Raw genomic sequence first — 25,356 nt, 5'->3', positions numbered from 1 at the left:
ATCAGTCCCCCTCGAACACCGGCTTGCGCTTGGCCGCGAAGGCCTCGAAGGCGCGCTTGAAGTCCTCGGTCTGCATGCAGATGGCCTGTGCCTGGGCTTCGGCCTCGATGGCCTGGTCGATGGTCATCGCCCATTCGTGCGACAGCATCGTCTTCGTCATGCCGTGCGCGAAGGTCGGGCCCTGTGCGAGTTCGCGCGCCATGGCGGTCGCGGCTTCGAGCAGGCCGTCGCTTTCATGCAGCGCATTGAAGAAGCCCCATGCCAGGCCTTCCTGCGCGTTCATCGCGCGGCCGGTGAAGAGCAGTTCCGACGCCCGGCCCTGGCCGATCACGCGCGGCAGCAGCGCGCAGGCCCCCATGTCGGCGCCTGCGAGCCCGACGCGCGTGAAAAGGAAGGCGGTCTTCGCCCCAGGCGTGCCGTAGCGGATGTCGCAGGCCAGCGCGATCATCGCGCCGGCGCCGGCGCAAACGCCGTCGATCGCGCCGACGATCGGCTGCGGGCAGTGGCGGATCGCCTTCACCAGGTCGCCCGTCATGCGCGTGAACTCCAGCAGCTCGGGCATGCGCATCTTGGTGAGCGGACCGATGATCTCGTGCACGTCGCCGCCCGAGCAGAAATTCCCGCCCGCGCCGGTCACGACGATCGCCTTCACGTCGGTCGCGAAATACAAGGCGCGGAACAGGTCGCGCAGCTCCGCGTACGAATCGAAGGTCAGCGGGTTCTTGCGCTCGGGCCGGTTGAGGGTGACCGTGCCGACGCCGTCCTTGAATGACCAGGAGAAGTGTGTGGCGGCGTAGTCCGCCTTCGGATCGAACTGGGCGCGCATGGGGTTGTCCGCGCCGATGTAGTGCTTCATAGAGTCTCCGCCAATTGTTGATGTGAGTGCTGCTTGACCTTGCCGAGCAGCTTGTGAAGTTGCGCGATCTCCTTGGGGTTCAGCGCGGAGAACGCCTCGCAGATCCATGCCTCGTGCTGCTGCGCCATGTCGTTGAAGAGCTTGCGTCCGCGTGCGGTGAGGCGTACGCGCCAGGCGCGGCGGTCGCCTTCGACGTCGACCCGCTCCACGAGACCTTCGGACACCAGCTGGTCGGTGATGCCGGTGACGTTGCCGCCGGTGACCATCATGCGGCGCGACAGCTCGTTCATCTTCAGTCCCTCGGGCGCGCGTTCGAGTTGCGACATGAGGTCGAAGCGCGGCAGCGTGGTGGCGAACTGCTCGCGCAGCTCGTTGCGGACCTGCTTCTCGATGAGCTGGGTGCAGGTCAGGAGGCGCAGCCAGAGGCGCAGCTCCTCCGGATGCTCGCTGTGGGCGCGGGCCTCTAAGTCCATCAGTGTGTCTCTTCGGCTGCCGGGCGCTGTCCCGCGGCGACCGCGGCCGCCAGCTGCTGCTGCTTGGCGATCTCGCGGTACATCTGGTCGCGGCCGCTCAGGTACTGCTTCGGCCAGTCGACGTCGCGGTTCTGCAGCTTGGCGGTCTCGTGCAGCGTCCAGGCCGGGTCGGCCAGATGCGGCCGGGCGAGCGCGCACAGGTCGGCACGGCCGGCGGCGATGATGCTGTTCGCCTGGTCGGCGTCGGTGATCGCGCCGACCGCGATGGTGGAGATGCCGACCTCGTTGCGGATGCGGTCCGCGAAAGGGGTCTGGTACATGCGGCCATACACCGGCCTGGCGCCGCGCGTGGTCTGGCCCGAGGAGACGTCGATGAAGTCGGCGCCGGCTTCCTTGAAGGCGCGCGCCATTTCGACCGCGTCATCGGCGGTGTTGCCGCCCGGTGCCCAGTCGTGCGCGGAGATCCGCACGCTCATCGGCCTCTCCTGCGGCCACGCAGCGCGCATCGCGCGGAACACTTCGAGCGGATAGCGCAGGCGGTTCTCGAGGCTGCCGCCGTATTCGTCGGTGCGCAGGTTCGTCAGCGGGCTCAGGAAGGACGACAGCAGGTAGCCGTGCGCGCAATGCAGTTCGAGCCAGTCGAAGCCCGCTTCGGCGGCGCGCCGGGTCGAGGCGACGAACTGGTCGCGCATGAGGTCCATGTCGGCGCGCGTCATCTGCGCGGGCATCTGGTTCTGTTCGCCGTAGGGCAGGGCGCTCGCCGCGAGCAGCGGCCAGTTGCCCTGCGGCAGCGGCTCGTCGGTGGCTTCCCAGCCGAGCTGCGTCGAGCCCTTGGGGCCGCTGTGGCCGAGCTGCATCGCGATCCTGGCGGTCGACTGCGTGTGCACGAAATCGACGATGCGCTTGAAAGCCGCCTGCTGGGCGTCGTTGTAGAGCCCGGTGCACCCGGGGGTGATGCGGCCTTCGGGCGTCGGGCTGGTCATCTCGACGAAGACCATGCCGGCGCCGCCGAGTGCGCGTGCGCCGAGGTGCACGAGCAGGAAGTCCTGCGGCACGCCGTCGACCGCGCTGTAGGTGGCCATCGGCGAGACCACGATGCGGTTCTTGAGCGTGAGCCCGCGCACGGTCAGCGGCATCAGCATCGGCGGCAGCGGCTTGCCGCCCGCGAGCCACTGCTCGTAGCCTCCGAGCCACTGGGGGTCGCGCAGGCGCAGGTTCTCGTGGCTGATGCGCTGCGAGCGCGTGAGCAGCGAGTAGGCGAACTGCTCGATTTCCATGCCGGTGTAGCGGTCGACGTTCTCGAACCACTCGGTGGAGTTGCGCGCCGCGTTCTGGATCTTGAGCACCTCGACGCTGCGGCGCGCCTCGTAGGCGGTCAGCACCTCGTCGATCGCGTGGCCGCTGCCGAATTCGTTCGCGAGGTCGATCGCGTCTTCGAGCGCCAGCTTGGTGCCCGAGCCGATCGAGAAATGCGCGGTGTGCGCCGCGTCGCCCATGAGCACCACCGGGACGTCGCGGCCTTTCACCTTGATGCGGTGCGTCCAGTGCTTGCAGATCACGCGCGGGAAGCGGATCCAGTTGGCCGAGCCGCGCAGGTGCGATGCATTGCTGATGAGCTTGTGTCCGCCGAGGTACTTCGCGAACATCTTTTCGCAGAAGGCGATCGCCTCGGGCTGCTCCATCTTGTCGAGGCCGTGGGCCTTCCAGACCTCCTCGGGCGTCTCGACGATGAAGGTGGAGGTGTCGTTGTCGAACTGGTAGGCGTGCGCCTGGAACCAGCCGTGCTCGGTCTCTTCGAACGCGAAGGTGAAGGCATCGAAGGTCTGGTGCGTGCCGAGCCACACGAAGCGGCACTCGCGCAGGTCGATGTCGGGCTCGAAGACGTCGGCATAGCGCTGGCGGATGCGGCTGTTGAGGCCGTCGCTCGCGATCACCAGGTCGGCGTCGTACTGCGCGGCCAGCGCCTGGTCGTCCGTGACGTCGGTTTCGAACACCAGCTTGACGCCGAGCGCGAGGCAGCGCTCCTGCAGGATGTTCAGGAGCCGCTTGCGGCCGATGCCGCAGAAGCCGTGACCGCCGGAGCGTACCTGACGGCCCTTGAAGAACACCTGGATGTCGTCCCAGTGATGGAACTCGCCGCCGATGAGCTTCGCCGTTTCGGGGTCGGCCGCGGCCAGGTTGTCGAGGGTCTGGTCGCTGAGCACGACACCCCAGCCGAAGGTGTCGAAGGGGCGGTTGCGCTCGACGACCGTGATGTCGAGGGCCGGCTGCCGGGCTTTCATCAAGAGCGCGAAATACAGGCCGGCCGGGCCGCCGCCAATGCACAACACGCGGTGAAGGTTCGGGGTTGAGCTATTCATGGATAAATAGTTTAGACATAAACGATTTGCTGTCAACCCGCGTTCGCACCGGGTTTGCCCGGGTACCCCAGTTGACGCGGTCGCTGGCGCTCGCAAGAATCAGTAACATGCAAAGCCTGTTGCCGAAGATCGAGTCCCAGCTTTCCGCGCTGCCCGTTCCCATCACGCTGCGGCTTCCCGACGGCCGGCAGGTTGCCAAGCCCGGTTCTCGCGTCACCCTGGCTTTTTCCGAGTGGTCCGCGCTGGCCAAGCTCGCGACCCGGCAGGTCGGCGCGATCGGCGAGGCCTACGTCGAAGGCCGCGTCCAGATCGAAGGCGCGATGCGCGATCTGATCGACGCCACCGTCAGCCTGCTGCCGGGCAATCCGGCCGAGACCAACGCCACCTGGTGGAGCCGCATGCAGCGTCGCGCCAAGTCGCGCGGCGCGCACTCGCTGGGCAAGGACGCCCGGCAGATCGAGTTCCACTACGACGTCTCCGACGACTTCTACGCGCTGTGGCTCGATGCGCGCCGCGTGTATTCGTGCGCCTACTTCCGTGACGCGGCGATGACACTCGGCGAGGCGCAGGAAGCCAAGCTCGACCACATCTGCCGCAAGCTGATGCTGAAGCCCGGCGAGCGCTTCCTCGACATCGGATCAGGCTGGGGCGCGCTCTTGATGTGGGCGGCCGAGCACTACGGCGTGGATGCGACCGGCATCACGCTGTCGAAGAACCAGCATGCGCACGTGCAGCGGCTGATCGAGGAGAAGGGCCTCCAGGGCCGCGTGCGTGTGGAGCTGCGCGACTACCGCGCGCTCGATCCCGCCAAGCCCTTCGACAAGATCTCGTCGGTCGGCATGTTCGAGCACGTCGGCGCGGCCAACATGCCGGTGTATTTCCGCAAGATCCATTCGCTGCTCGCGCCCGGCGGCATGGTGCTGAACCACGGCATCACCTCGGGCCAGCTCGACTACAGGCAGCTCGGCGCCGGCATGGGCGACTTCATCGAGAAGTACATCTTCCCGGGCGGCGAGCTGCTTCACGTGACCCACGTGCTGCGCGAGACGGCGGCGGCAGGGCTGGAGATGGTCGATACCGAGAACCTGCGCCCGCACTATGCGCGCACGCTGTGGGCCTGGTCGGACGCGCTCGAATCGCAGCTCGACAAGGCGCGCGAAGTACTCAAGGGCAGCGGCGGCGGGCAGGGCGAGAACGCCGAGCGCATCCTGCGCGCGTACCGGCTGTACCTGGCGGGTTCGGCGATGAGCTTCGAGCAGGGCTGGATCGCGCTGCACCAGATGCTTGCCGTCAAGCCCGACGGCAAGGCGGGCGATGGCCCGATCCGCGGCGCGCAGTCGCAGTACCCGTTTGTCCGGGATTACATCTACAAGTAGAGAGAGGCTGTCACCATGCTGTATCGATTCCACTCCCGTGCGACGCCGCCCTTCGTGATGCTCGAAGTTCACGCGCGCCAGCTGTTCGACATCATCGGCAAGGCGCCTGCGCCCAAAGGCATCATCACCATCGATCAGATGCCCGCGGCCATCGCGGCGCTAGAGGCCGCGATGCAGCGCGAGGCGCGCAACGTGCACAACGACGACGATTACGCGGTCGAAGGGCATGACAACGAAGCCGAGAAGCAGCACATCGGCATCCGCCAGCGTGGCGCGCCGCTGCTGCACATGCTCAAGGACTCCCTGGCCGACAAAAAAGACGTCACCTGGGATGTTTAGCTCGCCCCCCAAGCTTCGCTAGTCGACCTTTGCGCCCGAGGCTTTCACGACCTTTGCCCACTTCTCGTGTTCGCTCGCGATGAACTTGGCGAACTCGGCGGGGGTGTTGCCGCTCGGGATCGCGCCCTGGGCTTCCATCTTTTCCTTGATCGCGGGGGTCGACAGCGATTTGGCGACTTCCTGCTGGATGCGATTGATGATGTCCGGCGAGGTGCCCGCGGGCGCCAAGAGGCCGAACCATGAGCTGGCTTCGTAGCCCTTGAGCAGCGGGCCGCCGACCTCTTCGACGGTCGGCACGTCGGGCAGGGCCGGCGAGCGCTTGGCGCTGGTGACGGCCAGGGCCTTCAGCTTGCCGCCCTTGATCTGCTGCATCGACGAGGGCAGGTTGTCGAACATCACGTCCGCATTGCCGGCCACCATGTCCATCAGCGCCGGGCCGGAGCCGCGATACGGGATGTGGGTCATGTAGCTGCCGGTCATGCTCTTGAACAGCTCGCCTGCCAGATGGATCGAGGTGCCGCTGCCGCTCGACGCCATGTTGAGCTTGCCCGGGTTGGCCTTGGCGTACTTCACGAAGTCGGCCACGCTGTTGATGCCCAGCGCCTTCGCCTTGTCGACGTTCATCTCCATCACGTTCGGCACCGCGGCGACGAGCGTGATCGGCGCGAAGTCCTTGATCGGGTCGTAGGGCAGCTTGGGGTAGAGCGCGCGGTTGATGCCGTGCGTGCCCACCGTGCCCATGAGCAGCGTGTAGCCGTCGTTCGGCGACCTCGCGACGATTTCCGCGCCGACATTGCCGCCCGCGCCCGCGCGGTTGTCGACGATGAACGGCTGGCCGAAGGCCTTCGAAAGCTCGGGTGCGACCGCCCGCGCGAGGATGTCGGTGGTGCCGCCGGGCGCGAAAGGCACCACGATGCGCACCGGCTTGGTCGGCCAGGCGGCCTCAGCCGCGGCGGAGCCCGCAACGAGGGTGAAGGCCGCCAGTGCGGCGAGGTTCAACGCGGTGCGGCGGCGCAGCGGAAGGGGATGGGACATGGGGGTTCCTGTGGATCGAATGCGGCCCTTTTAACAGGGGAAGAGGCCCCTTCGTTGCGGGTGGAAACCCCGCCTCCGACGCGCTCAGGCGCTTGAGTCCGCGGCGCAAGTAGCGCAATTGCCTGCAGGGATTGTCCCGATGCCGCGCGCGGCGCGCGGCCGCGATACTTAGTTCGGCACTCGAACTAACTGCCGTTCACTTCATTCCGGCACGTCGGTCTCGTGTCATACCAACCCATCACAAGCCTGGAGACTCGCATGAAGCTTGCCCGTACCCTGACCTCCCTCGCCTTCGGACTGACCGCCATCGGGGCCTGTGCCCAGACCGTGGTGGGCGTGAGCTGGTCCAACTTCCAGGAGGAGCGCTGGAAGACCGACGAGGCCGCGATGAAGGCCCAGCTCGAGAAGCTCGGCGCGAAGTACATCAGCGCCGACGCCGGCGGCTCGCCCGAAAAGCAGCTCGGCGACATCGACGGCCTGATGTCGAAGGGCGCCAAGGCGCTGATCGTGCTGGCGATGGACAAGGACGCGATCCTCCCGGCCGTCAACAAGGCGCTCAAGCAGAAGGTGCCGGTGGTGGCCTATGACCGGCTGATCGAAACGCCCGGGATCTTCTACATCACCTTCGACAACGTCGAGGTCGGCCGGATGGAGGCGCGCGCCGTCTTCAAGGCCCAGCCCAAGGGCAACTACGTGATGATCAAGGGCTCGCCGACCGACCCGAACGCCAACTTCCTGCGCGCCGGCCAGCAGGAGGTGATCGACGCGGCGGTCAAGAAGGGCGACATCAAGATCGTCGGCGATGAATACACCGACGGCTGGAAGCCCGAGGTCGCGCAGAAGAACATGGAGCAGATCCTCACCAAGGTCGGCAACAAGGTCGACGCGGTGGTGGCGGCCAACGACGGCACGGCCGGCGGCGTGGTGGCGGCGCTCTCGGCCAAGGGCATCCGCGGCATTCCGGTGTCGGGCCAGGATGCGGACCACGCGGCGCTCAACCGCATCGCGCTCGGTACGCAGACCGTCTCGGTGTGGAAGGACTCGCGCGAGCTTGGCCGCGAGGCCGCGAGCGCAGCGGTTGCGCTTTCGCAGGGCAAGCCGGTGGAGAAGGCGGCCGAGTGGAGTGGCGGCGAGAAGAAGATCGCGCTCTCCTCGCGCCTGCTGACGCCGGTGCCGATCACCCGCGACAACCTCGATGTCGTCGTCAAGGCCGGCTGGATCAAGAAGGACGACCTCTGCAAGGGTGTCCAGGCCGACAAGGCGCCCGCAGCCTGCAAGTAACCGACGATGGCCTCTTCTCAGGGATGGTGGCGCCGGACCGGCGTCGATCTACGGCTGCTGCTCATGGGCGTGCTGCTGGTGGCGATGGCGGTCGTGTTCCACGTGATGTCGGGCGGCGTGTTCCTGTCGCCCGAGAACCTCTACAACATCGCGCAGCAGACCGCGGTGGTCGGCATCGTGTCCACGGTGATGGTGCTGATCATCGTGGCCCGCCACATCGACCTGTCGGTCGGTTCGGTGATGGGCTTCGTCGGCGTGCTGGTCGCCTACCTGCAGTACACCTCCGGCTGGTCGTGGCCGGCCGCGAGCCTCGCGGGGCTGGCGGTGGCGCTCTTGGTGTCGCTCTACCAGGGCGGGCTCACCGCGGTGCTCGGCGTGCCGTCGTTCGTGGTCACGCTCGGCGGGCTGATGTCGTTTCGCGGCGCGGCCTTCCTCGTGGCCGACGGCAAGACGCAGCCGGTCAACGACGAGTTCTTCCAGCGCCTGGGCGGCGGCTACGACGGCGGCATCGGCACCAGCGCGAGCTGGGCGCTCGCGGCGCTCGTCGCCATCGTGCTCTTCGTGCGCATGCTGCAGAAGCGCCGTGCGCGGCAGCGGCACGAGATGCCGGTGGAGCCGCTGTGGATCGAGCTGTTGCTCACCGCGGTGCCGGCCGTGATCGTGTTCGCCTTCGCGGCAACGATGAACAGCTACCAGATCGCCTCCAAGGCCGAGCCGCAGGGCATGCCGATCCCGGTGCTGATCTGGGCCGCGGTCGCGGTCACGCTGTCGTTCATCGTGCACCGCACGCGCTTCGGGCGCTATGTGTTCGCGATGGGCGGCAACCCGGATGCGGCCGCCCTGGTGGGTATTCCGGTCAAGCGCGTGACGCTGCTGCTGTTCGCGCTGCTCGCGGTGCTGGTGACCATCGCGGCCATCGTCTCCATCGCGCGGCTCAATGCAGGCACCAATTCGCTCGGCACCGGCATGGAGCTCTACGTGATCGCAGCGGCGGTGATCGGCGGCACCGCGCTGGCGGGCGGCAGCGGGTCGATCCTCGGCTCGGTGCTGGGCGCGCTCATCATGCAGTCGCTCGACAGCGGCATGCTGCTGCTCGACGTGGCGATCGGCAAGCGCATGGTCATCATCGGGCAGGTGCTGATCGTGGCGGTCGTCTTTGACGTGCTCTATCGCAAACGCTTCGGAGAAACATCATGAGCGCGCCGCTCGTCGAACTGCGCAACATCCGCAAGGCCTTCGGTGGCGTGAAGGCGGTGGACGATGTCAGCGTGAATCTCTATCCCGGCGAAGTGGTCGCGCTGCTCGGGCACAACGGCGCGGGCAAGTCCACGCTGATGAAGATGCTCGCGGGCGCCTACCCCATCGATTCGGGCGACACGCTGATCGCGGGCGAGAAGGTCCATATCCGGACCCCGTCCGAAGCGCAGGCGCAGGGCATCGAGACCATCTACCAGACGCTCGCGCTCGCCGACAACCTCGATTCGGTGGCGAACCTCTTCCTCGGCCGCGAGAAGCTCACGCCCTGGCGCACGCTCGACGACCACTTCATGGAAGGGCAGGCGCGCAAGGTCTTCCAGCGCCTCAACAAGAACTTCACCAACATCCGCGTGCCGGTGCGGCGGCTCTCGGGCGGGCAGCGGCAGGTGGTCGCGATCTCGCGCGCGCTCTACTTCAACGCCCGCATCCTGATCATGGACGAGCCCTGCGCGGCGCTCGGTCCCGAGGAGACGGCGATGGTCGGCGCGCTGGTCAAGCAGCTCAAGGCCGATGGCGTCGGCATCTTCCTGATCACGCACGACATGCCCGACGTGTTCGGATTGAGCGACCGGCTCGCGGTGATGAAGAACGGCAAGCTGGTCGGCACCTACCGCACCGCGGACGTCAACGAGGACGAAGTGCTGGGAATGATCATTGCGGGCAAGCGCCCCGAGGGCAAGGCGCAGGCCGAGCACGCGACATGAGCCGCCCGGCCGCCCGTAGGCGAATCCCGAAGCGCCGCTGCGCGAGGGTAGTCCAGTGAACGCGGCGTAGGCGCGGCATGAAGACCAAGGGCGACCAGCAACTGGTCAAGCGCATCAACCGCAGCGTGCTGCTGCGCCTGGTGCGCGCGCAGCCGGGCCTGTCGCGTGCGCGGCTGGCGGCGCAAAGCGGCCTCACCAAATCCACCGTGAGCCTGCTGGTGCGCGAGCTGCTGGGCGACGGCTGGCTCGACGAGGCCGGCGCTTCGGTCGCCGACGGCATGGGGCGGCCCTCGACGCCGCTGCACATCAGCGTCGGCGTGCGTGCGCTGATCGGCGTGGAGATCAACATCGGGATCGTGCGCGTGGTGTGCGTATCGCTGCAGGGCGATGTGCTCCATGCCGATGCAGAGGCGCTCGACGACCACGCACCGCCGGTGGTGTGCGCGCAGGTCGCGCGCAGGGTGGCGGCGGCGCATCGGCATCTGCTCGCGTCGGGGCTGCGGCTGTCGGGAATCGGTGTCGGCGTTCCCGGCACGGTGGACGACGCGACCGGTGTGATCCGCTTCGCGCCCAACCTCGGCTGGCGCAACGTCAACCTGCTGCCCGGGCTCACCGATGCGCTCGCGGGCGAAGGCGTTCCGGCGGACATCGACCTGCAATTGCAGAACGACGCCGATGCCGCCGCGCTCGGCGAATTCGAGTTCTCGGACGGGGAGGGCGAGGACCCGCTGATCTTCGTGAGCTGCGACGTCGGCGTCGGCGCCGGCATCGTGCTCAACGACCGGCTCTTCACCGGCGCGCGGGGCATGGCCGGAGAGATCGGCCACACGGTGCTGCAGATCGACGGACCGCGATGCTCGTGCGGCCGGCTGGGTTGCGCCGAAGCCTTCATCAGTTCGCGCGTGCTGGAGCAGGCCGGCGGCGACACCAGCCGCGCCGCGCGCTACCTCGGCATGCTGCTGCAGAACCTGTGGGTGACCTTCGAGCCGCGCGCGATCGTGGTCGGCGGCAAGTCGTGCGAAGCCCATCCGGAGTTCCTGCGCGGCGCGATCGACACCGTGGCGCGCTATGCGCAAAGCGCGGGCCTTGCGCCACCGGTGATCCGTGCGCCGCGCTACGGCGCCTGGACGCCAGCGGTCGGCGCCGCCGCGCTGGCGCTGCACGAATACCTGCGGCCCCTGCGCTCGAACGCGGACGCGCGGCGCGAACGCAGCGCGTCCGCCGAATCGCCGGCCTGAGTCTTCTAGCCGCGCCAGTTCCTGAGGTGGCGATACAGCGTGCCGCGCGACACGCGCAACTGCCGCGCGGCATGCGAGATGTTGCCGCCGTGCAGCGCCAGGGTTTCCTCGATCAGCTTGCGGCTGTGGCCGCGCAGCGTGCCGTCGCGCGGGTCGCCGGTCGTCGATGGCGGCGCATCGGCGGGCTGCTCTGGCGGCGCAGGCGTGGCCTGCGGATCCGGCGCCTGCGCGAGAACGGTGCCGACCGCATGCCCGAAGTCCACGCCGTCGTGCCCCTGCAGCCGCGCCTGCAGCCACACGCCGAGCCCGCTCGCGAGGCGCACCGGCCGCGCCGCAGCCGTGCGCGTCAGCCGCAGCAGCGCCGCGAGGTCGAGGCCGAACAGCATCTCGACGTCGCACGGGCCCGCCTCCGGCACGCCGCCGATCAGGCGCGCCCCCGCCGCGTTGAGCCAGTCCACGGTGCCGTCCGGCGCGATGCCCGCGAGCGCTTCGAGCGGCGTTCCGAGCAGGGCGGGGCTGGCCTGGAAGCGCAGCACCAGCCGGTCGCGCGACTGCGCGAGCAGCAGCCGGTTCTCGATCGTGGTCGCATAGAGCGCGACCATCGATGCCGCATCGAAGCCGAAGCGGCGCGCCTCCACCGTGAGGTCGAGCACGCCCGCGAGTTGCCCGCGCACATCGCGGATCGGCGCGGCCGCGCATTGCATGTGGCGCAGGTACTCGAAATAGTGCTCGGCGCCATCGACGGTGCAGGCATGCCCGGTGGCCGCGACGATGCCGGGCGCGGTGGTGCCCACCACGCTCTCGGCGATGTTGACGCCGATGCGCGCGGTCTGGCGCAGGATCGGCTGCTGCGCCGTCGTCGGATGCTGCGTGACGTGCACGATCACGCCCTGCGCGTCGGTCAGCAGCACGCGGCAGTCGGTGCCGGCGAGCGAGCTTTCCATGCCGACGAGTTCCTGCCGTGCGGCATCGAGCAGTTCGCGGTTGCGGCCCATCGTGGCATGCAGCCGGCTCGGCGTCACGGCATCGAAGGCGATCACGCGGCGCCGGTCGGCGTGGATGCGGGTGCAGCGCATCCACGACTGGATGACCGCTTCGCCCACGAGCCCCGAAGGACGCACGCCCTCCTCGAAGAACTGCTGCCTCGCCAGCGCCACGCGCTCCGCCGGCGAGCGCGCGAAAAGCTGCCGGGGACCCCCCGCCGGGTTGCGCGTCGACATGGGCACTTGCGTCTCCAGAGTGGGCAAAGATGCCGAATCTGTTCCGCAACGGAACAGTCGGGGTCTAGGGAAATCCCGAGGGTGAACAAAGCGCGCCGGCGGACCATTCTTCAGGCACAACGACTGGAGACGACACGATGACCAAGACTCACGCCACGCTGGCGCTGGGTGCGTTGCTGTGCCTGGGAGCCGCAGCAGCCATGGCCCAGCCCGCGAAGGGATCTCCCGAGCACATCAAGGCCGCGACGCAGAAGGTGGACGGCGGCTTCATCCGCGCCAACGCCGCGAAGACGCCCGACTGGCCCAGCTACGGGCTCGACTACGCGGAGACCCGCTTCAGCAGGCTCGACCAGGTCAACGCGGCCAATGTGAAGGACCTCGGCCTCGTGTGGTCCTACGACCTGCAATCGACGCGCGGCGTCGAGGCCACGCCGCTGGTGGTCGACGGCATCATGTACGTCACCGCGTCGTGGAGCGTGGTGCATGCGATCGACGCGCGTACCGGCAAGAAGCTCTGGACCTTCGATCCGAAGGTCGATCGCTCCAAGGGCTACCAGGGCTGCTGCGACGTGGTCAACCGCGGCGTGGCGATCTACCAGGGCAAGGTGTACGTCGGCGCCTACGACGGCCGCCTCATCGCGCTCGACGCGGCCACGGGCAAGGTCGTCTGGGAGAAGGACACCGTCATCGACCATGCGAGGTCGTACACCATCACCGGCGCGCCGCGCGTGGTCAAGGGCAAGGTGCTCATCGGCAACGGCGGCGCGGAGTACGGCGTGCGCGGCTACATCACTGCCTACGACGCGGCATCGGGCGAGCAGAAGTGGCGCTGGTTCGTCGTGCCCGGCGACCCGTCGAAGCCCTACGAAGATGCCTCGATGGCCAAGGCCGCCAAGACCTGGGACCCGAGCAACAAGTACTGGGAATCGGGGGGCGGCGGAACGCCATGGGATTCGCTTGCCTACGACCCAGAACTCAACCTGCTGTACGTCGGCACCGGCAACGGCTCGCCGTGGGCGCGAAGCCAGCGCAGCCCGAAGGGTGGCGACAACCTGTACCTCGCATCGATCGTCGCGCTCAACCCCGACACCGGCAAGTACGTGTGGCACTACCAGGAAACACCGGGCGACAACTGGGACTACACCTCGACCCAGTCGATGATCCTGGCCGACATCAAGCAGGGCGGCAAGCCGCGCAAGGTGATCCTCCATGCGCCGAAGAACGGCTTCTTCTTCGTCGTCGACCGGACCAACGGCAAGTTCATCTCGGCCAAGAACTTCGTCGACGTGAACTGGGCGACGGGCTATGACAAGAACGGTCGGCCGATCGAGGTCGCCGCGGCGCGCGAGGGCACCAAGCCCAACGACAGCATTCCCGGCCCGTTCGGCGCGCACAACTGGCATCCGATGTCCTTCAACCCGCAGACCGGGTACGCCTACCTGCCGGCGCAGCATGTGCCGATCAACCTCATGGACGACAAGGACTGGAAGTTCAACGAGAACGCGCCCGGCCGGCCGCACGCGGCGCTGGGCTGGAACACCGCCAAGTTCGCCAATGCCGAGCCGCCCGCGAGCAAGCCGATGGGCCGGCTCGTCGCCTGGGACCCGATCGCGCAGAAGGCGGCATGGAGCGTCGACTACGTGTCGCCGTGGAACGGCGGCACGCTCACCACGGCGGGCAATCTCGTGTTCCAGGGCACGGCGGACGGCCGCTTGATTGCCTACAACGCGAAGACCGGCGAGAAGCTGTGGGAAACGCCGACCGGCACCGGCGTCGTCGCCGCGCCCGCCACCTACATGGTCGATGGCAAGCAGTACGTCTCGGTCGCCGTGGGCTGGGGCGGCGTCTATGGCCTGGCGCAGCGCGCCACCGAGCGGCAGGGCCCGGGCACCGTCTACACCTTCGCGATCGGCGGCGACGCGCCGAAGCCGGAGTTCGTGCAGTACCGCATGGGCAAGCTGGTGCAGGGCGTGAAGTACGACCCCGCCAAGGTCGAGGCCGGCACGATGCTCTACGTGAGCAACTGCGTCTTCTGCCATGGCGTGCCCGGCGTCGACCGCGGCGGCAACATCCCGAACCTCGGCTACATGGACCCGGCCTTCATCGAGAACCTCGACAAGTCGCTCTTCAAGGGTCCGGCGATGGAGCGCGGCATGCCGGACTTCACGGGCAAGCTCACGCAGGAAGACGTGGACAAGCTCAAGGCCTTCATCCAAGGGACTGCGGACGCGATTCGGCCGAAATAGTTAACGCCGCAAGCCACGCGCGCTTCGTGCCCCCTGCTCGGGGGCGGCACGACGGGCGAGCCATTCCTAAAAAGAAGCAGGCCAAGAAGAACTGCTCGTTTCCGCGGCATTTTTCGGACGATTCCGAAAGATTCCTTGGAGCGCCCCTCCTAGACTGACCGTCAAGAGGCGCCCGCTCCTGTGCGCCGAGAAGCTGGACCTTCCGCGCACCTCGGCGCGGCAACAAGAACAATGACTTTTCTTTCTCGCCGGTGGGCGCGGCCCACGGCGGCTGTTCGTCGTGCTACGAAACTCCCGGTTTCCACGCTCTCGCCCCTCCTTCTGATGGGGCTGGCCGGGCCGTTCGCGGCCCAGGCGCAAGTCGCATCGACGCCTCGCCCCTTCGTCGAGGAGCAGCGCCAGCAGGAACGCGAACGCGCGCTGCGCGAACAGAACGAGCGCGCGGTCGACGTGCGACGGCCTGCCGGGCCGCCTGCGGCAGGCCAGCGGCTGCCCGAAGCCGAGAGTCCGTGCTTTCGCATCGACCGCATCCGGCTGGTGGGCGAGCACAGCGACGCCTTTCAATGGGCGCTGGCGGCGATGTCCGAAGCCGCGGATGGCGTGGCCGACGCCCCGCTTGGCCGCTGCCTGGGCACGGAAGGCGTCAACATCGTGCTGGCACGCGTGCAGCAGGCCCTTGTCGCGCGCGGCTGGGTCACCACGCGCGTGCTCGTGGGGCCGCAGGACCTCGCGAGCGGCGAGCTCGTGCTCACGCTGATTCCGGGGCGCATCGCTGCCATCCGGCTGGCCGATGCCTCGGGCACGACCACCGAGGCGTCACTGGGCGTGCGCATGGCCATTCCCGCGGCGCCCGGCGACCTGCTGAACCTGCGCGACATCGAGCAGGGCCTGGAAAACCTCAAGCGCCTGCCCACCGCTGAAGCCGACATCCGGATCGCGCCTTCGAATGCAGCGGACGCGCGTGCGGGCGACAGCGACCTGGTCGTGCAGTACCGCCAGGGCCGGGCGGACCTGCCTTTGCCCTTGCGCGCCAATCTCAGCTATGACGACAGCGGCACCGAGGCCACCGGCAGGAACCAGGGCGGCCTCACGCTCGCGTGGGATGGACCGCTGCACCTGAACGACCTGTTCTACCTCAGCCTCAACCACGACGTTTTCAACCACGCGGGCCAGGGCACCTCGGGGAACACCGTCCACTACTCCATTCCGTGGGGCAACTGGCTTTTCTCGACCACCGCCTCGGAGGGCCGTTACTGGCAGAGCGTGGCAGGCCTCGCCCAGAACTACACCTACTCGGGCTACAGCAGCAACGCCGAACTGCGCGTCGCGCGCATGCTCTATCGCGACCAGCATCGCAAGACGAGCGCCAGTCTGCGCGCCTGGCAGCGCACCTCGCACAACTACATCGACGACACCGAGGTGGGCGTGCAGCGGCGCCTCGTCGGCGGCTGGGAACTGGGCCTCGCCCATCGCGAGTTCATCGGCACGGCCACGCTCGACGGCAACCTGGCCTACCGGCGCGGCACCGGGGCCTTCGGCGCGATCCCCGCGCCCGAGGAGGCCTTCGGCGAAGGCACTTCGCGCATGAAGCTCGTCACGGCCGACCTCAATTTCAACCAGCCCTTCGAGCTCGGCGGACAGAGGCTCAGGTACGCGGGCCTGTGGCGCGCGCAGTGGAACGGCACGCCCCTCACGCCCCAGGACCGCTTCGCGATCGGCGGGCGCTTCACGGTGCGCGGCTTCGACGGCGAAGCGAGCCTCATGGGTGACCGCGGCTGGCTGGTGCGCAACGACATCGGCTGGGCACTGCCCGCCGAAGTCTTGGGTACGCCGCTCGGCGCGGAGCTGTACCTCGGCGTGGACTACGGACAGGTGAATGGTCCCAGTGCCGAGCGACTCGTGGGCAAGCGCCTGGCGGGCGCGGTGATCGGCCTGCGCGGCGCGGTGCGGGGCTTGAGCTACGACTTTTTCGTCGGCATGCCGATATCCAGGCCCGAGGGCTTCCACACCTCGAGCTGGACCACTGGATTCAGCCTGAACTACGGATTCTGAGAAGGGAAGAGACCGGACTCACCGGGAGGGAAGAACATGAACAAGAATTTGCACAAGGTGATCTTCTGCGCGGCGCGCTCGATCCGAGTGGCCGTGCACGAATGCGCGCGCAGCGCCGGCAAGGGCGCCAGCCGCACGACCGGCAGTAGCGCCCCGGCATCGGGTGGAGGCGCCGGCATCGCGACCGCCATCACGACAGGTATGGGTCTGGTCGCGATCCTGGCGTCGATGGGGGCCTCGGCGCAGATCGTGGCCTCTCCGTCTGCGCCGGGCACCCAGCGCCCGACAGTACTGGTGGCCCCGAACGGTGTGCCGCTGGTTCAGATCACCACGCCGAGCGCCGCCGGGGTGAGCCGCAACACCTACAGCCAGTTCGACATCCAGAACAACGGCGCGATCCTCAACAACAGCCGCACCAACGTGCAGACGCAGCTCGGCGGCTGGGTGCAGGGCAATCCGTGGCTCGCGACAGGCACCGCCAGGGTGATCGTCAACGAGGTCGTCTCGGGCAACCCGACGCAGCTGCGCGGTGCGCTCGAGGTGGCGGGCACCAGGGCCGAAGTGGTGGTGGCCAACCCCGCCGGCATCGCAGTGGACGGCGGCGCGTTCATCAACGCCAGTCGCGTGACGCTGACCACTGGCACCCCCCAGTACAACCTCTCCGGTGGCCTGGACGGCTACGCCGTGCGCGGCGGCACCGTGAGCGTCGACGGCAAGGGCCTCGACCTGAGCCAGACCGACTATGCGGCGATCCTGGCGCGCGCCGTGCAGGTCAACGCGGGCATCTGGGCGAGCGAGCTCAAGGTCGTCACCGGTGCCAACGACATCAGCGCGGACCATAGCCAAGTGGCACCCATGCAAGGCGCTGGCGCCGCGCCCGCCTTTGCCCTCGATGTCGCGCAGCTCGGGGGCATGTACGCCAACAAGATCTTCTTGGTGGGCACCGAGGCAGGCGTCGGCGTGCGCAACGCCGGCGCCATTCAGGCCAGTGCGAATTCCGCCAGTGGCGCCCCGGCGACCCTGGCCGGAGCCGGGCAGTTTGTCGTGACCTCGGCGGGGCGCCTGGAGACCAGCGGCACCCTGCAGGCGGACACCCAGCTTCGCATCGATGCCCCCAGCATCGCCAACAGCGGCACCATCGCGGCGGGCACGGACCTGCACATCGCGAGCAGTGCCGGCGATCTCGTGAGCAGCGGCCTGATCCAGGCGCCCCACCTGGACCTGTCGAGCAGCGCGCAGATCGACAACCGTGGCGGCACGATCCGCCAGACCGGCAGCGCGAGCCTGACGGTGAGTGCGCCCTCCTTGAGCAACACCGCCGGTGGCACGATCGGCATCGAGACGCTGGCCAGTACGGGCACCTCGGCGAGCACGCCTTCCGCTGGCGGCACCGCGAGCAGCACCACCACTGCAAGCACCTCGCCCTCGACGGCCAGCGTGGACGCGGGCACGACGACACCGCCTGCGTCCACGACGCCGCCCACGCCCGGAACGATGAGCGCCGCCACCGCGATCCTCAACGACGGCGGCCACATCGAAGCCGGCGGCGCCTTGGTGCTCGCCACGCCGCAAATCAACAACGCGGGCGGACGCATCGCGGTGGCGGATCTCGCCGTGAGCGGCCCGACGTTCAGCAACGCCGGGGGCACGCTCGCGATCGCCAACGGTTTCTCCGCCAACGTCGGCGCCTTCGACAACACCGGTGGTGTCCTGCGCGCGGGGAATCTGAGCATCGCGAGCACGGGCGACCTGATCAATCAAGACGGCACCTTGAGCAGCGACGCAGATGCCACGCTCAATGCTGGAGGCTCGCTCAACAACACGCGCGGCACGATCTCGGCCGCGGGCGGCCTGAACGCCAGCGCCGCGGGAGCGCTCACCAATGCTGCCGGCTCGCTTACAGCCAACAACGCGGTGGTGCTCGCCGCGCAGGCGCTGAACAACGCATCGGGCACGATCACCTCGGCGCAGGCCGGGGTGCAGGTGGCCACCAGCGCCGCGCTCCTCAACACCCAGGGCCGGATCCACGCCGCGACCGATCTGCAATTGCAGGCCGGGAGCTTGAACAACACCGGCGGCACCTTGCGTGCCGAGCAGGACGCCACGCTCGCCGTCGCAGGGCCGCTCACCAACGATGGCACCTTGAGTGCCGCGCGCCACGTCACCGTCACGGCGGGCAGCCTCTCCGGCGGCGGCCTGCTGGGCGCCGGCATCGCGGCCGATGGCAGCATGGGCAGCGCGGGTGACCTCAGCGTCAGCACCAGCGGCGCCCTGGCCGCGCATGGCCAGAACCTCGCTGCCGGCAATGCGACGCTGCAGGGCGCCAGTGTCGACCTCTCGGGCAGCACCACGAGCGCTGCGAACATCGCGGTGACCGCCACCCAGGGCGAGCTCGCCACCAGCGGCGCCACCGTGGCGACGCCGGGGACCTTGATCCTGCGAGCCGACAGCAACGGCGCGCAATCGCTGGTGAACCAGGGCGGCACCCTGAGCGCGGGTGCACTCGATGTGCGCAGCGCCAACCTCGACAACAGCGCTGCAGGCCAGATCCTGCAAACCGGCTCGGGCGCCACCAGCATCGCCGTCAGCGGCCAGATCGACAACAACACCGGCGTCATCGCGAGCAACGGCAACACCGCCATCAGCGCCGGGGCGCTCAGCAACCAGGGCGGCGCAGTGCGCGCTGTGAACGGCTCCAGCCTCGATCTCGCTGTCGCAGGTGCGCTCGACAACAGCCAACAGGGCACGCTCAGCGCCGATGGCAACGCGACGCTTCGTGCCGGCACATTGAAGAACGACGGCGGCAAGTTCACCGCGGGCGCTGATCTCGCCGCCACGGTCCAGGGGCAGGCCAGCAATGCCCTGGGCCTGATCGCGGCCAACGGCAACACCACCGTGGCAGCGGGTGCCTTTGACAACAGCGCCGGCACCGTAGCCGCCGTGGGCCAGGACCTCTCCATCACCACCGGCGGCGCGACCATCAACGCGGGCGGCACCCTGCAGGCCGGCGGCAACACGACGCTCGTCAATGCGGGCCTGGACAACAGTGCCGGCAAGGTCTACGGGACCCACCTGCATCTCGACACCCACGGCCAACAGTTCACCAACACGCAAGGCATCCTGGTCGCGAGCCAGACCGCGCAGTTGCAGACCGGCGCCCTCGTGAACGACGCCGGCCTGATCCAGGCCGGCACGGGCCTGTCGATCGACACCCACGGCCAGAGCCTGAGCAACACCAACACGCTCGGCAACCAACTGGCCGGCACCAGCGCCACGCCGCAGGGCATCCTCAGCAGCGGTGCGCTGCAACTGGCCACCGGTGCGATCGACAACACCACCGGCTACATCCGCGCGGCGGACGCCCTGACCGCCACCACGGGCGACCTCACCAACAACGGTGGTGCCGTGCTCGGCGGCTCCAATGTCGCCATCGATACGCAGGGTGGCAACTTCACCAACAACGGCGGCCACGTCCAGGCCGTGGGCGATCTGAGCCTCAATGCCGGCACCATCAACAACGCCAATGGAGGCCTGATCCGCGCCGGCGGCACCACGACCCTTGCGGCCGCGCAGATCGACAACAGCGCCACCCTCGGCACCGACCAGGGCATCGAAGGCACCCAGGTGGCGATCACCACGAACGCGCTGGTCAACCAGTCCGGCGCCGTCCGCGCCAGCGGCAATGCCACGATCACGAGCGGCGGCACCATCGACAACACCGCAGGCCTCATCAGCGCCGCCGACACCCTCACGCTGCAAGACCCGAACCGGGCCGATCCGGCCGCGAAGACGCTGGCCATCGTGAACACCGGCGGCACACTGGCCGGCGGCACCGCGGCGAATGCCGCCAATGGCACCACCGCCTTCGGCGGCATCGTCATCGACGCGGCGCGCTACCAGCTCGGCCAAGTCGCCGGGGGCACGCTCGCCTCGGCCAACGACCTCGCCATTGCACTCACGCAGGACATCAGCAACAGCGCCAGCCTGAGCACCAGCGGCGCCCTGAGCCTGAGCACCACGGGCAAGCTCAGCAATGCAGGGCAGCTCGTGGCCGGACGCACCCTGACGGTCAGTGCCAACGCGATCGACAACGCCGCCAGCGGCGAACTCTCGGGCGCCGACACCCACCTCGTCGCGGGCAGCGTCAGCAACCGGGGGCTCATCGACAGCAACGGCGAGACGCGCATCGATGCCAGCACCAGCGTCGACAACCTCGGCACCGGCCGCATCTACGGCGACCACATCGCGATCGGTACGGGCACGCTGACCAACGACGCCGAGACCATCAATGGCCAGACCTCCAGCGGCGCGATCGTCTCGCGCGGCGACCTGGACATCGGCGCAGCACAGATCAACAACCGCAACGGCGCCCTTATCCACAGCGAGGGCGACCTGTACGTCGGCGGCGCGCTGGATGCCAACGGCTATGCCATCGGCACGGCGGCACAGTTGAACAACCACAGCGCCGACCTCGAGTCCGTGGGCAGCATGACTCTCGATGTCGCCAACGTCGACAACCGCGACACCCAGATGCAGGTCGTCCCCGGCGCCCAGGTGACGCAGAGCAGCACCTCGGAGTGGAAGACCTACCTGAGCAACCTGGGCCTGTGGACCACCACCACGACCTCCACGACCGACGGCATCGCCAACGTCCGCCCCGCCGTCATCAGCGCCGGGGGCGACCTCACGCTCACGGGCAACCTCGTCAACCGCGACAGCAAGGTGCTCGCGGGCTACGACCTCACGATCCATCGCAACGTGGACAGCCAGTCCACCCAGGGCCAGCAGAGCGTGTCGGTGCACACCACGGTGCTGGGCATCGACGCCGGAGGCAACACGGCGCTCTTCGACCTGGGCACGCAGACCACCGCCACCGCCATCGACCTCACGGCCTACGGCCCACCCCAGGGCCACCAGGCGACCAGCGCCGTCGGCGGCGCCCCGGGCACCGCGAGCAGCGGCAGCGGCAGCGGCTCGGCGAGCGGCGCCGGCACCGCCAAGAGCGGCCAGGGCGCGGGCGCGATCCTCGAAGTGCCCTCGGCCGTGGGGTCGGGTCCCGGTGTCACCGGGGCCAGCGCCGACGGCGCCGGCTCGGCCAGCCAGGGCGTCCCGATGGTCGTGCGCACTGCCGCGCCCGGCACCCAACTGCCCACGGCGAGCCTCTTCCGGACCCACCCGCAAAGCACCGCCCGCTTCCTCATCGAAACCGACCCGCGCTTCGCCAACTACGGCCAGTGGCTCGGCAGCGACTACCTCTTCAGCCAGCTCGGCCTGGACCCGAACAACCTGCAAAAGCGCCTGGGCGACGGCTTCTACGAGCAGCGCCTGATCCGCGAACAGATCGCCCAGCTCACCGGCAACCGGTTCCTGGACGGCTACTCGGACGACCAGAGCGAGTACCTCGCGCTGATGGACGCGGGGGCGACCTTCGCGAAGGAATATCACCTCACCCCCGGCATCGCGCTCACGCCCGAGCAGATGGCGCAGCTCACGAGCGACATCGTCTGGATGGTCAGCCAGACCGTGACCTTGCCCGACGGCAGCACGCAGCAGGTGCTGGTGCCCCAGGTGTACGTGCGGGTGCAGCCCGGGGACATCGACGGGCACGGGGCGCTGCTGTCGGCCGAGCGGGTCAAGATCGACACCCAGCCCGGTGCGGGCGCCGTCACCAACAGCGGCACCATCGCCGGACGCTCGCTGGTGTCGATCACGGCCGATGACATCCGGAACGTCGACGGCGGGCGCATCACGGGTGGCGCCGTGGGCCTCACGGCGCGCAATGACCTGGACAACATCGGCGCGACGATCGATGCGCGCAAGTCCTTGAGCCTCGCGGCGGGCCATGACATCCATATCGCCAGTACCACGAGTGCGACCACACTCAATGGTGCGGTCAATGGGCAGGTCGTCGATCGGGTGGCCGGCGTCTATGTGAGCGATCCGAAGGCGACGCTCTCGATCAATGCCGGGAATGACCTGAACGTCACGGGCGCCAACATCGCCAACCGAGGCGCGGGCGGCATGACCACCCTGCACGCGGGCAACGACATCAATCTGGGCACCGTCACCGAGTCGAGCAGCTTCAGCTACGTGGCGCCCAACGGCAAGGGCTTCATTGCCTCCAGCCAGAGCCACGAGGTGGGCAGCACGATCGCCACCAACGGCACCACCCTCATCACCGCCGGCCAGGACATCAATGCGCGTCAGGCGAACGTGAACTCGGGAGAAGGCCTATTGATCGTCAACGCCGGACGTGACCTGAACATCGTCGACGGGCAGAGCACCCGCAGCACGGCCTTTGGCTACGAGTCCACCAAGAAAGGCACCCTCTCCAGCTCGACCACCAGCCTGGGCGCGAGTGAAGCCAGCAGCACCAGCGTGGGCAGCAGCTTCTCGGGCGGCTTGGTGTCGATGCACGCGGACAACAACGTCAACATCGTCGGCTCGCACATCAGCGGCACGCAGGGTGTGGGCATCACGGCCGGCAATGAACTGAATGTGGTCGAGGGGCGCAGCACCACGAGCAGCAGCGCCTACATCCATCGCAGCACCAGCGGGCTGATGAAGGACCCCTTCCTCACCAAGGACAGCGCTGGCGGCAATGGCATCGAACTGCGCACCGACAACGCCTCGGCCAGCAGCATCACCAGCAGCCAAGGCGGTGTTCTGCTCGAGGGCAACAACAGCGTGTACCTGCGCGGCGCCGAGGTCTCCGCGGCCAAGGATGTCAACATCAAGGGTGGCGACGTGACCATCGTCGCGGCGACCAACGAAGCCGGCCTCACACTCAGCGAGGATCGCAAAGGGGGAAGTGTCAGCGCGGTTGCGCTGCATCCGCCCGGGCACGGCTTCGGCGCCAAGAGCCAGGACACCTACGATGCGCAGGCCACCTCGCTGGCGCGCTCCAGCCTGCAGGGCGCCAACATCAACATTACGGCCGAGGATGCAAACGGCGTGCGCGGTGCCGTGACCATCGCGGGCACCACCATCAGCACCCCCGGCACGCTCAAGCTCGAAGGCGACAGCGTCAACCTCGCGCTGCAATCCACCGACCTGACCATGACCCAGAAGGGCAGCGGCAAGGATTTGATGTGGCAGCGCACGTCCGACTCGGGGACAAGCAAGGAGACGCTGAACTACAACCAGATCAACGCCGGCGGGCTGCAGGTGAATGCCAACCGCGTGACGGTCGGCATGAACGCCAGGGACAGCCTGGAGGCGCTGGCGCAGCAGCCGGGGATGGGCTGGGTGCAGCAGATCAACAGCGACCCGAACCTGCAGGGCAAGGTCGACTGGCAGAAGCTCGATGAAGCGAACCGGCAGTGGAACTACGGCAAGCAGGGGTTGACGCCCGAAGGCGCGGCTGTGGTGATGGCCGTCGTGACATGGGCGACCTGGGGCGCGGCTTCAGGCGCGGGTGCGGCTGCGAGCGATGCGGCAGCAACCTCCGGGATGGCCGCGGTAGGCGAAGGTGGGTTTGTAGCGGCCGGGGGGATGACGGTTTCGAGCGTCGTCGGGGGCGCGGTGACGGCAGGTGTTTCTGCACTGGCGGGCGAGGCTGCGGTGGCGCTGCTCAACAACCAAGGCGACATCGGCGCGGCGCTGCATGACCTCGGGTCCAGCGCCAACGTCAAGGGTCTGGTGACGGCCATGCTCACCGGCGGAGTGTTGGCGGGGCTCGATCTCAACCCCAATGGCCTGCCTACGGTCAATGGCGGCGCGCAAGGCTTCATGGACCAGCTCGGGCAGAACCTCAAGGCGGCAGGTGCCAAGGCGCTGATCAACACGGCGGTCAACGGGGGCAGCCTGGAGAGCAATCTTGCAAGTGCTCTGAAGAGCGGTGTGCTCGATACCGTCGCGGCGCAAGGGGCGTACGCCCTTGGTGACCTCAAGGCCGCAGGCGTGCTGGACGACTTTACGCAGAAAGTGGCACATGCGATTGCAGGATGTGCGGTGGGCGCGGCGCGTACCGATGGAAGCTGCTCGGCCGGGGCGATCGGCGCCGTGATTGGCGAAATCAGCGCCAGCGTCTATGGACGCGATGAAGAAGGCAACGTCAAACCGGGAGCCGTCGAGATGGCCGGCATGTTCGCTGCCTTGGCTGCCGCCATAACGGGAGCCGACGCCCAGGGCATCGCGCTGGCGCAGGCCGCCGGAGCCAACGCAGCGGCCAACAACGCGCTGAGCCTGCGCGGCACCAGCAAACTCGTGGCGGATCTGCGCGCATGTTCGGGCGGCACCGGCAACACCTGCGACGTGAACCAGATGCGCCAGGATGCCGCCAGCGATGCCGCCAAGCAGGCTGAGCGCATCGATAGCGCCTGCGGTGGCAGCGGCAGCAACCTCAGCCAATGCATGCAACTGGGTAACAACGCCAGCACCAACCTCGAACAACTGATGTGGGCGTCGACTTATGCCGACACGCCAGAGAAAAAGGCGCTCGTCAATGAGCTGATGTGGCAGCAGGTAGACGACATCACCAAGTTGCGCGACTCGCTGTCGGGTGTGGTACAGGCTGCGGGGGTGGTGGATCGCATGACGGCTGTGCTGGTGGGGGCGGGACCGACCATTGGGGTGGCTATTGGGGGCGCGATCGGCAGCCCTAAGGTACCTTCGACTCTCCAGCCGTTCACCAATCCACCGCAGGCGCCGGTCATCCCATCTGATTGGGTTAGTCTGCCAGGTAGAACACCAGGAAGCACCATTTATTACCCGCCCGGCACAAACCCAAACGCACCTGGCAGCACGTATATTCGCGTGATGCCCCCTGGCGCGACGCCGGTGCTGGGTCTTCAAGACGGCTACTGGATTTCGGTGAAGAATGGGCAGCCGATAAATCCGTCGACTGGAGGGACCGGAGCTAGGGGTGATACACATATCCCGCTGCCTCCAAATTCAATGCCGCCAGCCCGCTGAAAG

At 68.0% G+C, this 25,356-nt stretch carries 14 protein-coding genes; 9 read left to right on the top strand and 5 right to left on the bottom strand.

What is annotated here, in order from left to right; all coding sequences use genetic code 11:
* Position 1: 1 nt before the first annotated feature.
* Genes VAR608DRAFT_RS14980 through VAR608DRAFT_RS14970 form a run of 3 tightly spaced genes read right to left on the bottom strand, consistent with a single transcriptional unit; the run spans position 2 to position 3,689 of the window.
* Positions 2-856, bottom strand: coding sequence for an enoyl-CoA hydratase family protein (locus VAR608DRAFT_RS14980; RefSeq protein WP_088954774.1), 855 nt, complete (start codon positions 854-856; stop codon positions 2-4).
* Positions 853-1,329 (bottom strand): MarR family winged helix-turn-helix transcriptional regulator, encoded by a 477-nt coding sequence (locus VAR608DRAFT_RS14975; RefSeq protein ID WP_088954773.1) that lies wholly within the window; start codon positions 1,327-1,329, stop codon positions 853-855. The genes VAR608DRAFT_RS14980 and VAR608DRAFT_RS14975 overlap by 4 nt, the downstream gene beginning before the upstream one ends.
* Positions 1,329-3,689, bottom strand: coding sequence for a bifunctional salicylyl-CoA 5-hydroxylase/oxidoreductase (locus VAR608DRAFT_RS14970; RefSeq protein WP_088954772.1), 2,361 nt, complete (start codon positions 3,687-3,689; stop codon positions 1,329-1,331). Before VAR608DRAFT_RS14970 ends, VAR608DRAFT_RS14975 begins: the two co-directional genes overlap by 1 nt.
* A gap of 107 nt (positions 3,690-3,796) precedes the next feature.
* Between VAR608DRAFT_RS14970 and VAR608DRAFT_RS14965 the strand changes: the two genes are divergently transcribed.
* Both VAR608DRAFT_RS14965 and VAR608DRAFT_RS14960 read left to right on the top strand, forming a co-directional pair.
* Positions 3,797-5,065 carry an SAM-dependent methyltransferase gene (locus tag VAR608DRAFT_RS14965; protein WP_088954771.1) on the top strand — a complete coding sequence of 423 codons (1,269 nt, stop codon included), beginning with the start codon at positions 3,797-3,799 and terminating at the stop codon, positions 5,063-5,065.
* A 15-nt stretch (positions 5,066-5,080) separates the two neighbouring features.
* Positions 5,081-5,404 (top strand): DUF1840 domain-containing protein, encoded by a 324-nt coding sequence (locus VAR608DRAFT_RS14960; protein ID WP_088954770.1) that lies wholly within the window; start codon positions 5,081-5,083, stop codon positions 5,402-5,404.
* An 18-nt stretch (positions 5,405-5,422) separates the two neighbouring features.
* Here the strand turns inward: VAR608DRAFT_RS14960 and VAR608DRAFT_RS14955 are convergent, their stop codons facing one another.
* Complete coding sequence (locus tag VAR608DRAFT_RS14955; RefSeq protein ID WP_088954769.1) at positions 5,423-6,439, bottom strand: Bug family tripartite tricarboxylate transporter substrate binding protein; 1,017 nt, start codon at positions 6,437-6,439, stop codon at positions 5,423-5,425.
* A gap of 258 nt (positions 6,440-6,697) precedes the next feature.
* On the opposite strand from VAR608DRAFT_RS14955, the gene xylF reads away from it, so the two are divergent.
* The 4 genes from xylF (at position 6,698) to VAR608DRAFT_RS14935 (ending at position 10,919) form a co-directional block, all read left to right on the top strand.
* On the top strand, positions 6,698-7,720 hold the full coding sequence (gene xylF, locus VAR608DRAFT_RS14950) for a D-xylose ABC transporter substrate-binding protein (RefSeq protein ID WP_088954768.1): 1,023 nt from the start codon (positions 6,698-6,700) through the stop codon (positions 7,718-7,720).
* A 6-nt stretch (positions 7,721-7,726) separates the two neighbouring features.
* Positions 7,727-8,917, top strand: a complete 1,191-nt coding sequence (locus VAR608DRAFT_RS14945; RefSeq protein ID WP_088954767.1) for a sugar ABC transporter permease — start codon at positions 7,727-7,729, stop codon at positions 8,915-8,917.
* Positions 8,914-9,681 carry an ATP-binding cassette domain-containing protein gene (locus tag VAR608DRAFT_RS14940; RefSeq protein ID WP_088954766.1) on the top strand — a complete coding sequence of 256 codons (768 nt, stop codon included), beginning with the start codon at positions 8,914-8,916 and terminating at the stop codon, positions 9,679-9,681. The genes VAR608DRAFT_RS14945 and VAR608DRAFT_RS14940 overlap by 4 nt, the downstream gene beginning before the upstream one ends.
* A 77-nt stretch (positions 9,682-9,758) precedes the next feature.
* Positions 9,759-10,919, top strand: coding sequence for an ROK family protein (locus VAR608DRAFT_RS14935; protein ID WP_088954765.1), 1,161 nt, complete (start codon positions 9,759-9,761; stop codon positions 10,917-10,919).
* Positions 10,920-10,924: 5 nt separating this feature from the next.
* Here the strand turns inward: VAR608DRAFT_RS14935 and VAR608DRAFT_RS14930 are convergent, their stop codons facing one another.
* Positions 10,925-12,139 carry a helix-turn-helix domain-containing protein gene (locus VAR608DRAFT_RS14930; RefSeq protein WP_088954764.1) on the bottom strand — a complete coding sequence of 405 codons (1,215 nt, stop codon included), beginning with the start codon at positions 12,137-12,139 and terminating at the stop codon, positions 10,925-10,927.
* 137 nt (positions 12,140-12,276) lie between these two features.
* Here VAR608DRAFT_RS14930 and VAR608DRAFT_RS14925 point away from each other — a divergent pair, with 137 nt between their 5' ends.
* The 3 genes from VAR608DRAFT_RS14925 to VAR608DRAFT_RS14915 all read left to right on the top strand — a co-directional run bounded on the left by VAR608DRAFT_RS14925 (position 12,277) and on the right by VAR608DRAFT_RS14915 (position 25,353).
* Complete coding sequence (locus VAR608DRAFT_RS14925) at positions 12,277-14,385, top strand: PQQ-dependent dehydrogenase, methanol/ethanol family (protein ID WP_088954763.1); 2,109 nt, start codon at positions 12,277-12,279, stop codon at positions 14,383-14,385.
* A gap of 324 nt (positions 14,386-14,709) precedes the next feature.
* Positions 14,710-16,437: a ShlB/FhaC/HecB family hemolysin secretion/activation protein gene (locus VAR608DRAFT_RS14920; RefSeq protein ID WP_172843977.1), complete on the top strand. Its 1,728-nt coding sequence runs from the start codon at positions 14,710-14,712 to the stop codon at positions 16,435-16,437.
* A gap of 36 nt (positions 16,438-16,473) precedes the next feature.
* The gene (locus VAR608DRAFT_RS14915; protein WP_088954761.1) at positions 16,474-25,353 is read left to right on the top strand and encodes a two-partner secretion domain-containing protein; all 8,880 of its coding nucleotides are present in this window, start codon (positions 16,474-16,476) and stop codon (positions 25,351-25,353) included.
* Positions 25,354-25,356: the final 3 nt, after the last annotated feature.

This window comes from Variovorax sp. HW608 (genome assembly GCF_900090195.1).
In the GTDB taxonomy this organism is placed as follows: domain Bacteria; phylum Pseudomonadota; class Gammaproteobacteria; order Burkholderiales; family Burkholderiaceae_C; genus Variovorax.
Note: the sequence above shows the minus strand (reverse complement) of the source record. Positions and strands in the feature narration are given on the sequence as shown.

Bases quoted from the DNA above. Each gene is read 5' to 3' on its own strand.
- VAR608DRAFT_RS14980 (WP_088954774.1), bottom strand. From the start codon at position 856: ATGAAGCACTACATCGGCGCGGACAACCCCATGCGCGCCCAGTTCGAT.
- VAR608DRAFT_RS14975 (WP_088954773.1), bottom strand. From the start codon at position 1,329: ATGGACTTAGAGGCCCGCGCCCACAGCGAGCATCCGGAGGAGCTGCGC.
- VAR608DRAFT_RS14970 (WP_088954772.1), bottom strand. From the start codon at position 3,689: ATGAATAGCTCAACCCCGAACCTTCACCGCGTGTTGTGCATTGGCGGC.
- VAR608DRAFT_RS14965 (WP_088954771.1), top strand. From the start codon at position 3,797: ATGCAAAGCCTGTTGCCGAAGATCGAGTCCCAGCTTTCCGCGCTGCCC.
- VAR608DRAFT_RS14960 (WP_088954770.1), top strand. From the start codon at position 5,081: ATGCTGTATCGATTCCACTCCCGTGCGACGCCGCCCTTCGTGATGCTC.
- VAR608DRAFT_RS14955 (WP_088954769.1), bottom strand. From the start codon at position 6,439: ATGTCCCATCCCCTTCCGCTGCGCCGCCGCACCGCGTTGAACCTCGCC.
- xylF (WP_088954768.1), top strand. From the start codon at position 6,698: ATGAAGCTTGCCCGTACCCTGACCTCCCTCGCCTTCGGACTGACCGCC.
- VAR608DRAFT_RS14945 (WP_088954767.1), top strand. From the start codon at position 7,727: ATGGCCTCTTCTCAGGGATGGTGGCGCCGGACCGGCGTCGATCTACGG.
- VAR608DRAFT_RS14940 (WP_088954766.1), top strand. From the start codon at position 8,914: ATGAGCGCGCCGCTCGTCGAACTGCGCAACATCCGCAAGGCCTTCGGT.
- VAR608DRAFT_RS14935 (WP_088954765.1), top strand. From the start codon at position 9,759: ATGAAGACCAAGGGCGACCAGCAACTGGTCAAGCGCATCAACCGCAGC.
- VAR608DRAFT_RS14930 (WP_088954764.1), bottom strand. From the start codon at position 12,139: ATGTCGACGCGCAACCCGGCGGGGGGTCCCCGGCAGCTTTTCGCGCGC.
- VAR608DRAFT_RS14925 (WP_088954763.1), top strand. From the start codon at position 12,277: ATGACCAAGACTCACGCCACGCTGGCGCTGGGTGCGTTGCTGTGCCTG.
- VAR608DRAFT_RS14920 (WP_172843977.1), top strand. From the start codon at position 14,710: ATGGGGCTGGCCGGGCCGTTCGCGGCCCAGGCGCAAGTCGCATCGACG.
- VAR608DRAFT_RS14915 (WP_088954761.1), top strand. From the start codon at position 16,474: ATGAACAAGAATTTGCACAAGGTGATCTTCTGCGCGGCGCGCTCGATC.